The organism is Rathayibacter sp. AY1F8 (genome assembly GCF_002932165.1).
Lineage (GTDB): Bacteria > Actinomycetota > Actinomycetes > Actinomycetales > Microbacteriaceae > Rathayibacter.
Genome location: NZ_PSVB01000009.1, coordinates 117,935 through 124,764 on the forward strand (window position 1 = coordinate 117,935; position 6,830 = coordinate 124,764).

The window sequence follows — 6,830 nt, forward strand, 5'->3', positions numbered from 1 at the left end:
TCCCCTTCCGGGAAGCAGTGCGCGCGCGGTTCGTAGACAAAGAAAAACAAGGAGAAAAATCATGGCAAAGCTCACGCAGGACGAGCTCATCGAGGCCTTCAAGGAGCTCACGCTCATCGAGCTCTCGGAGTTCGTCAAGAAGTTCGAAGAGGTCTTCGAGGTCACCGCTGCGGCGCCCGTCGCCGCCGCCGGTGTGGCCGGCCCGGCCGCCCCCGCCGAAGAGGTCGAGGAGCAGACCGAGTTCGACGTCGTGCTCGAGGCCGCCGGCGAGAAGAAGATCCAGGTCATCAAGGAGGTGCGCGCCCTCACCAGCCTCGGCCTCGGTGAGGCGAAGGCGCTCGTCGACGGTGCCCCCAAGGCGGTCCTCGAGGCCGTCAACAAGGAGACCGCCGAGAAGGCCAAGGCTCAGCTCGAGGGCGCCGGCGCGACCGTCACCGTCAAGTAATCCCCTTCACCCGTCGCGGGTGCCGGCTCCGGTCGGTCGCTCGTCAGGGTGCCGCAGGCACGCCTGCAGACGCAGGGCGTCGTCTCCTCGGAGGCGGCGCCCTTCGTCGTTCCCGGCCGTTGGCGGCGCGCGCCCCTAGGATCGGAGCGTGACTGCTCACGATCTGCTCGCCGGGCTCCCCGCCCGCGACGTCCCGCCCAGCGAGGTCTCGCTCAGCGAGCTCCTGAGCGACTTCGTCTCGGTGACGCACCGGATCACCCGCCTCGCCGCCCAGGCGACCGGCAACCAGGAGTCGCAGGCCGTCTGGCGCACGCTCTCGGTGCTCCTCTCGATGGGCCCGATGCGCCTGGGGGAGCTCGCCTCCCAGAGCCGCGTCTCGCAGCCCACGATGACCAAGATCGTGAAGAACCTCGTCGAGACCGGCTGGCTCGACCGCATCGCCGATCCCCTCGACGCGCGCGCCTGGCAGATCCGCCTGGCTCCCGCCGGCGCGGACGCGCTGAACGCCTGGCGGACCGACCTCGGCGACGCGCTGACGCCGATCTTCGCCGATCTGACTCCGGAGGACCGCCGCGTCCTCGAGCGCGCCGTCGAGATCATGCACGAGCGCCTCGTCGTCGGCCCGCGCGACTGACCCCCTCCCGCACGGTTCCGCCGCGCGGCACACTGGTCGCGTGCAGATGCGACTCGAGCTCGTCCCCCTCCCCGTCGGCGACGTCGACCGCGCGGTCGCCTTCTACACGGAGGTGATGGGCTTCCACCTCGACCACGACGTGCGGCCCTCCGCCGCGATGCGCGTGGTCCAGCTCACCCCGCCCGGCTCGGCCTGCTCGATCGTGGTCGGCAGCGGGATGGGCCCCGGTCCGGAGGAGGGCGTCGTCCGCTCCCTCCACCTCGTCGTCGACGACATCGCCGCCGCTCGCGCGGAGCTCGTCGGCCGCTCGCTCGAGATCAGCGAGGTCCAGGACCTGGGCGGCGTGCAGTACGCGTACTTCGCCGATCCGGACGGCAACACCTGGGCGCTCCAGGAGATCGGGAGCAGGACGCCCCCGGAGTGAGTCAGTCCTCGGGCCAGCGGACCCGGGCGTCGACGTCCGGGTGCTTGCGCAGCCAGGCCGCGACGAAGGGGCAGCGCGGGACGACCGTGCCGCCCGCCTCCGTGATCGCGGTGACCGCGGCCAGCGCGAGGATGCTCCCGAGGCCGTGGCCCTCCCACGCGTCGTCGACGACGGTGTGGGTGAGCGTCACCTCGTCGCCCTGGCGGGTGTACGCGGCGAAGCCGGCCGGGGTGCCGCCGACCTCGATCACGAAGCGGGACCGCTCGGGGACGTCGCGGACGGTGGGGGTGTCGGAGTCGCTCATGCTCCGATTCTCGCTCCCCGCGGCGCCGAGGTGCTGGTGCGGATCACCAGCGAGGCGGGGATCAGCGTGTGGCGGGCCGGGGGAGGGGGCTCGCCGCGACCGAGGGCGGCCAGCGCGTCCAGCACCAGCGCGACCGCGAGCTCGCCCTGCTGACGCGGGTCCTGGCGGATCGAGCTGAGACCGAAGAGCTCGGCGAGGGGGTGGTCGTCGATCCCGATGACGGAGACGTCCTCGGGCACCGAGAGGCCGAGCTCGCGCGCCGCGAGGATGATCCCGATCGCGATCTCGTCGGAGGCGGCGAAGATCGCCGTCGGCCGGGTCCGCGGGTCGCCGAGGACCTGCCGTCCGGCGCTGTGCCCGCCGGGGATGTCGAAGGTGGTGGGCACGATGTCCTGCGCGCCCGGCTCGAGGCCGGCGGCGGCGAGCGCCTGGCGGAAGCCGTCGCGGCGCTGCGTGTGGACGTGGAAGTCCATCTCCTCCTCCGCGAGCCCGCCGATGTGGACGACCCGCTCATGGCCGAGGGAGAGCAGGTGCTCCGTGGCGAGGCGGGAGGCGGCGACGTCGTCGATGCTGAAGGTGGGGATGCCGGGGAGCTCGCCGCCGATGCCGACGATGGGCTTGCCCAGGGCGAGGAGCGCCTCCGTCTCGTGCGGCGATATCTCGAGGGTGACGGCGACGATCGCGTCGACGCGCTTGCGGACGAGGTAGTACTCGAACACGCTCCGGCGGGCGTCGAGGTGCTTGTCGATGTTGTAGAGGAGCAGGTCGTAGCCGGCGGCGAGCAGGGCGCGCTCGATGCCCTCGATGATCCCGGCGAAGAACCACTGGTTGATGATCGGGATGATCACGGCGATGTTGTTGCTGCGGCCGGTGACGAGGCTGGAGGCGTTGGCGGAGACGACGTAGCCCAGGCTCGTCGCGGCGCGCTCGACGCGCTGCTTCGTCCCCGCGGAGACGTAGCCCCGGCCGCTGAGCGCGCGCGAGACCGTCGCCTTCGACACTCCTGCGAGCTCGGCCACCTCTTCGATGCCTGGCACGGCGTTCCTCCCGACCGTCCGGCCTCGATGCTGGAAACGGTTCCAGGAAGTTATACCCCGCCCGGCGGCCGGGCGTCGCGCCGAGATCGACCTCCGCCCGGCCCGGCCGCCGCGATCGCTGTTCTGACGCCGAATCGTTATCTCAGAGAGCGCTCTATCACCGGCGTTGTGCTTTCATCGTTCTTGTGGAAAGGTTTCCCTCCGTGGGAGCCCACCCACACGAATCCGGTGATCCGCTCGGAGTTCCTCCTGGCATCGCCATCACCAGCATCCGAGTCGTCGCGGCACACGCTTCGAGCCGCCACAGCCTCCCGATCCCGATCGGCGAGGAGCGGCCTGCTCGGCTGGTTCCACCACTCAATGAGGAGGAAGAATGCGGTCATCCCTGCACCGCCGTATCACCGTCCCGGTCGCCGTTCTGGCAGCGGCCGGCATCGCACTCGCGGGCTGCTCCAGCAGCAGTGACCCCAACGACCCGAACGCCGGCGGCGGCAGCTCGGCCGGCACGGTCGGCACCGCCGACGGCGTCGTCAACGTCTACGGCACCATCAACGGCGACGAGGCCACCCTTCTCGAGCAGTCCTGGGCGGACTGGGAGAAGGAGAGCGGCATCGAGATCAAGTACACGGGCGACAAGGAGTTCGAGAAGCAGATCGGCATCAAGGTCCAGGGTGGCGACACCCCCGACCTCGCGATCTTCCCGCAGCCGGGTCTGCTCGCCGACACCGTCGCCTCCGGCAAGGTGCAGGAGCTCCCCGAGGGCGCCCTCGCCAACGTCAAGCAGAACTGGTCCGAGGACTGGCAGAAGTACGGCCAGGTCGACGGCACCCAGTACGGCGCGCCGCTGATGGCGTCCGTCAAGGGCTACATCTGGTACTCCCCAGCCAAGTTCACGGAGTGGGGCGTCTCCGTTCCCACGACGTGGGACGAGATGGAGGCGCTCGGCAAGACGATCGCCGAGAAGACCGGCGGACCGTCCTGGTGCGCGGGCTTCAACTCCGGTGAGGCCTCCGGCTGGCCCGGAACCGACTGGATCGAGGACGCCGTCCTCCGCGAGGCCGGCCCCGACGTCTACGACTCCTGGGTCGCGGGCGACACCCCCTTCACCGACCCGGCCATCAAGTCCGCGTTCGACTCCGTCGGATCGATCCTCCTCGACCCGACCCTCGTCAACGCCGGCTACGGCGATGTGAAGTCGATCAACTCCACCGCCTTCGGCGACGTCGCCCAGAACATGGCGAACGGCACCTGCGCGCTGACCCACCAGGCCTCGTTCTTCGAGGGCTTCCTGACCTCGGCCGGCGCCAACGTGGCCGAGGACGGCGACGTGTGGGCCTTCCTCACCCCGCCGGTCAAGGCCGACGACGCCCAGGCCGTCACCGGTGGTGGCGAGATGGTCGCCGCGTTCTCGAACGACGAGGACACCGCGAAGGTCCAGGAGTACCTGGCCAGCGCCGACTGGGCCAACAGCCGCGTCTCCCTCGGCGGCGTCATCTCCGCGAACACCGGTCTCGACCCGGCCAACGCGGGCAGCGACGTCCTGAAGGACTCCATCGCGATCCTCCAGAACCCGGACACCACGTTCCGCTTCGACGCGTCCGACCTCATGCCGAAGGCAGTGGGCTCGGACAGCTTCTTCAAGGGCATGGTCGACTGGATCGACGGCACGAGCACCGACCAGGCGCTCGAGGAGATCCAGGCCGGCTACACCTCCTAGCAGCGGAGCAGAGCCGCCGCTCCCGAGTGGCGGCTCAGCTGTGACGGCCCGGCCCCCGGATCCACGGATCCCGGGGCCGGGCCCCTCCTGAGTCCAGAGTCGCACTCGAAAGGGCGTCCATGTCCCCCATCACCATCTCGGGGTTCTTCCAATGGCTGGCGGGAATCCCGCCGCTCGCGCAGATCCCGCTCATCCTCCTGGCCTTCGCGGCCGTGGTGGCGCTCATCCTCTTCTTCGTCGAGATCGCGCCCCGCCGCGGCACCGGCTACACGGTCCTCCGGCTCGCGGTGACGGTCGTCCTGCCGGTCGTCCTCCTGCTGGTCTTCGGCCTCTACAACTCCGTCCTCTGGGTCGCGGTGGTGGCCGCCGTCATCGGCGGCGCGCTGTTCCTGCTCGACTTCCGGTCCCGCAAAGGCGCGGGCTACGGACTCCAGCTCATCGCGTTCATGGCACCGGCCGCCTTCTTCATCCTCATCGGCCTGATCTACCCGACGATCACGACGGCCATCAACGCGTTCATGAAGAACGACGGCTCCGGATTCGCCGGCATCGACAACTTCGTCTGGGTCTTCACCAGCCCCGACGGCATCACCGCCTTCCTCAACACGGTGGTCTGGGTGCTCCTGGCCCCGATCACGGCGACCGCGATCGGTCTCGCCTACGCGGTCTTCATCGACAAGAGCCGCGGCGAGAAGTTCTTCAAGCTGCTGGTCTTCATGCCGATGGCGATCTCGTTCGTCGGCGCGTCGATCATCTTCAAGTTCTTCTACGACGTGCGCCAGGGCGAGCAGATCGGCCTCCTCAACGGCATCCTCACCGCCTTCGGCGCCCCGCCGGTCGACTGGCTGGGACTCGAGCCGTGGAACACGCTGTTCCTCGTCGTCGTCCTCATCTGGACCCAGGCCGGATTCGCCATGACGGTGCTCTCCGCCGCCATCAAGGGCGTCCCCTCCGAGCAGCTCGAAGCGGCCTCGCTCGACGGAACCAGCGCGTGGCAGTCCTTCTGGAACGTCACCGTCCCCGGCATCCGCTCCTCGATCGTGGTCGTCCTCACGACGATCTCGATCGCGTCGCTGAAGGTCTTCGACATCGTCTCGGCGATGACCGGTGGCCGCTCCGACACCACGGTCCTCGCGTTCGAGATGGTCCGCCAGTTCCAGCTCGGCGCCCGCAGCGGCTACAGCGCGGCCCTCGCGGTCATCCTGTTCCTGCTCGTGCTCCCGATCGTCGTCTACAACGCCCGCCAGCTCGCCAAGCAGAGGGAGATCCGATGAGCGTCACGCCCACTCCGATCCAGGTTCCGGTCGACCGCAGCACCGAGCGCGCGCTCGCCCGCGGCGAGTCCAGGATCGAGGCGGCCAGCGGCAAGGTCAAGAAGGCGACGACATCGCGCGGCGCCACTCTCGCCGCGCTGATCATCGCCGTCATCTGGACCGTCCCCACCCTCGGCCTGTTCATCTCGTCGTTCCGCCCCGCGAACGACATCAAGACGACCGGCTGGTGGACGATCTTCGCCAACCCCGGCTTCACCCTCGACAACTACGCGAACGCGCTCAACTCGGGCGACAGCCTGACCCTGGGCAAGGCGTTCGTGAACTCGCTGGTCATCACGCTGCCGGCGGCGCTGATCCCGATCACGATCGCCAGCCTCGCCGCCTACGCGTTCGCCTGGATCGACTTCAAGGGCCGCAACACGCTCTTCGTCCTCGTGTTCTCGCTCCAGATCGTCCCCATCCAGATGGCGCTCGTGCCGCTGCTGCAGCTGTTCTCGGACGGCCTGCGCATCGGAGGGCTCTACATCCTCCCCGGCCTCGGGGTGAACGGGTTGGACGGCTCCTACGCGAAGGTGTGGATCGCGCACACGATCTTCGCGCTCCCGCTCGCGATCTTCATGCTCCACAACTTCATCTCCGAGATCCCCGGCGAGGTCATCGAAGCGGCACGAGTGGACGGCGCCGGACACGGCCAGATCTTCTTCCGCATCGTGCTCCCGCTCTCGGTCCCCGCCATCGCCTCCTTCGGCATCTTCCAGTTCCTCTGGGTCTGGAACGACCTGCTGGTCGCGACGGTCTTCACCTCCGGACAGGGGCTGCCGATCACGAAGGCGCTGCAGGACCTCACCGGCTCCTACGGCCAATCGTGGGAGCTGCTCACGGCCGGCGCGTTCATCTCGATCATCGTGCCGCTCATCGTGTTCTTCTCCCTCCAGAGGTTCTTCGTCCGCGGCCTCCTCGCCGGCGCCACCAAGGGCTGACGACCCGCGGGGGTG

8 protein-coding genes are annotated in these 6,830 nt (G+C 69.1%); 6 read left to right on the forward strand and 2 right to left on the reverse strand.

Annotated features, from left to right (window positions below; genetic code table 11):
- Nucleotides 1-61: 61 nt before the first annotated feature.
- The 3 genes from rplL (at nt 62) to C5C35_RS09050 (ending at nt 1,503) form a co-directional block, all read left to right on the forward strand.
- The gene (gene rplL, locus C5C35_RS09040; RefSeq protein ID WP_104224335.1) at nt 62-445 is read left to right on the forward strand and encodes a 50S ribosomal protein L7/L12; all 384 of its coding nucleotides are present in this window, start codon (nt 62-64) and stop codon (nt 443-445) included.
- Between the two features lie 148 nt (nt 446-593).
- Nucleotides 594-1,079: a MarR family winged helix-turn-helix transcriptional regulator gene (locus C5C35_RS09045; protein WP_244229591.1), complete on the forward strand. Its 486-nt coding sequence runs from the start codon at nt 594-596 to the stop codon at nt 1,077-1,079.
- Between the two features lie 40 nt (nt 1,080-1,119).
- On the forward strand, nt 1,120-1,503 hold the full coding sequence (locus C5C35_RS09050; protein WP_181027271.1) for a VOC family protein: 384 nt from the start codon (nt 1,120-1,122) through the stop codon (nt 1,501-1,503).
- Nucleotide 1,504: 1 nt separating this feature from the next.
- On the opposite strand, the gene C5C35_RS09055 is transcribed toward C5C35_RS09050, so the two are convergent.
- Nucleotides 1,505-1,807: a GNAT family N-acetyltransferase gene (locus tag C5C35_RS09055; protein ID WP_104262982.1), complete on the reverse strand. Its 303-nt coding sequence runs from the start codon at nt 1,805-1,807 to the stop codon at nt 1,505-1,507.
- The gene (locus tag C5C35_RS09060; RefSeq protein ID WP_104224337.1) at nt 1,804-2,844 is read right to left on the reverse strand and encodes a LacI family DNA-binding transcriptional regulator; all 1,041 of its coding nucleotides are present in this window, start codon (nt 2,842-2,844) and stop codon (nt 1,804-1,806) included. The genes C5C35_RS09055 and C5C35_RS09060 overlap by 4 nt, the downstream gene beginning before the upstream one ends.
- A 373-nt stretch (nt 2,845-3,217) precedes the next feature.
- Here C5C35_RS09060 and C5C35_RS09065 point away from each other — a divergent pair, with 373 nt between their 5' ends.
- From C5C35_RS09065 to C5C35_RS09075, 3 genes are all read left to right on the forward strand, one after another.
- The gene (locus C5C35_RS09065; RefSeq protein WP_104262983.1) at nt 3,218-4,561 is read left to right on the forward strand and encodes an ABC transporter substrate-binding protein; all 1,344 of its coding nucleotides are present in this window, start codon (nt 3,218-3,220) and stop codon (nt 4,559-4,561) included.
- Nucleotides 4,562-4,680: 119 nt separating this feature from the next.
- On the forward strand, nt 4,681-5,835 hold the full coding sequence (locus C5C35_RS09070) for a carbohydrate ABC transporter permease (RefSeq protein ID WP_181027270.1): 1,155 nt from the start codon (nt 4,681-4,683) through the stop codon (nt 5,833-5,835).
- Nucleotides 5,832-6,815, forward strand: a complete 984-nt coding sequence (locus C5C35_RS09075; protein WP_104224339.1) for a carbohydrate ABC transporter permease — start codon at nt 5,832-5,834, stop codon at nt 6,813-6,815. The genes C5C35_RS09070 and C5C35_RS09075 overlap by 4 nt, the downstream gene beginning before the upstream one ends.
- The last annotated feature ends 15 nt before the right edge of the window (nt 6,816-6,830 follow it).

Coding starts and splice junctions, on each gene's coding strand:
- rplL (WP_104224335.1), top strand. CDS start 62: ATGGCAAAGCTCACGCAGGACGAGCTCATCGAGGCCTTCAAGGAGCTC.
- C5C35_RS09055 (WP_104262982.1), bottom strand. CDS start 1,807: ATGAGCGACTCCGACACCCCCACCGTCCGCGACGTCCCCGAGCGGTCC.
- C5C35_RS09065 (WP_104262983.1), top strand. CDS start 3,218: ATGCGGTCATCCCTGCACCGCCGTATCACCGTCCCGGTCGCCGTTCTG.
- C5C35_RS09070 (WP_181027270.1), top strand. CDS start 4,681: ATGTCCCCCATCACCATCTCGGGGTTCTTCCAATGGCTGGCGGGAATC.
- C5C35_RS09075 (WP_104224339.1), top strand. CDS start 5,832: ATGAGCGTCACGCCCACTCCGATCCAGGTTCCGGTCGACCGCAGCACC.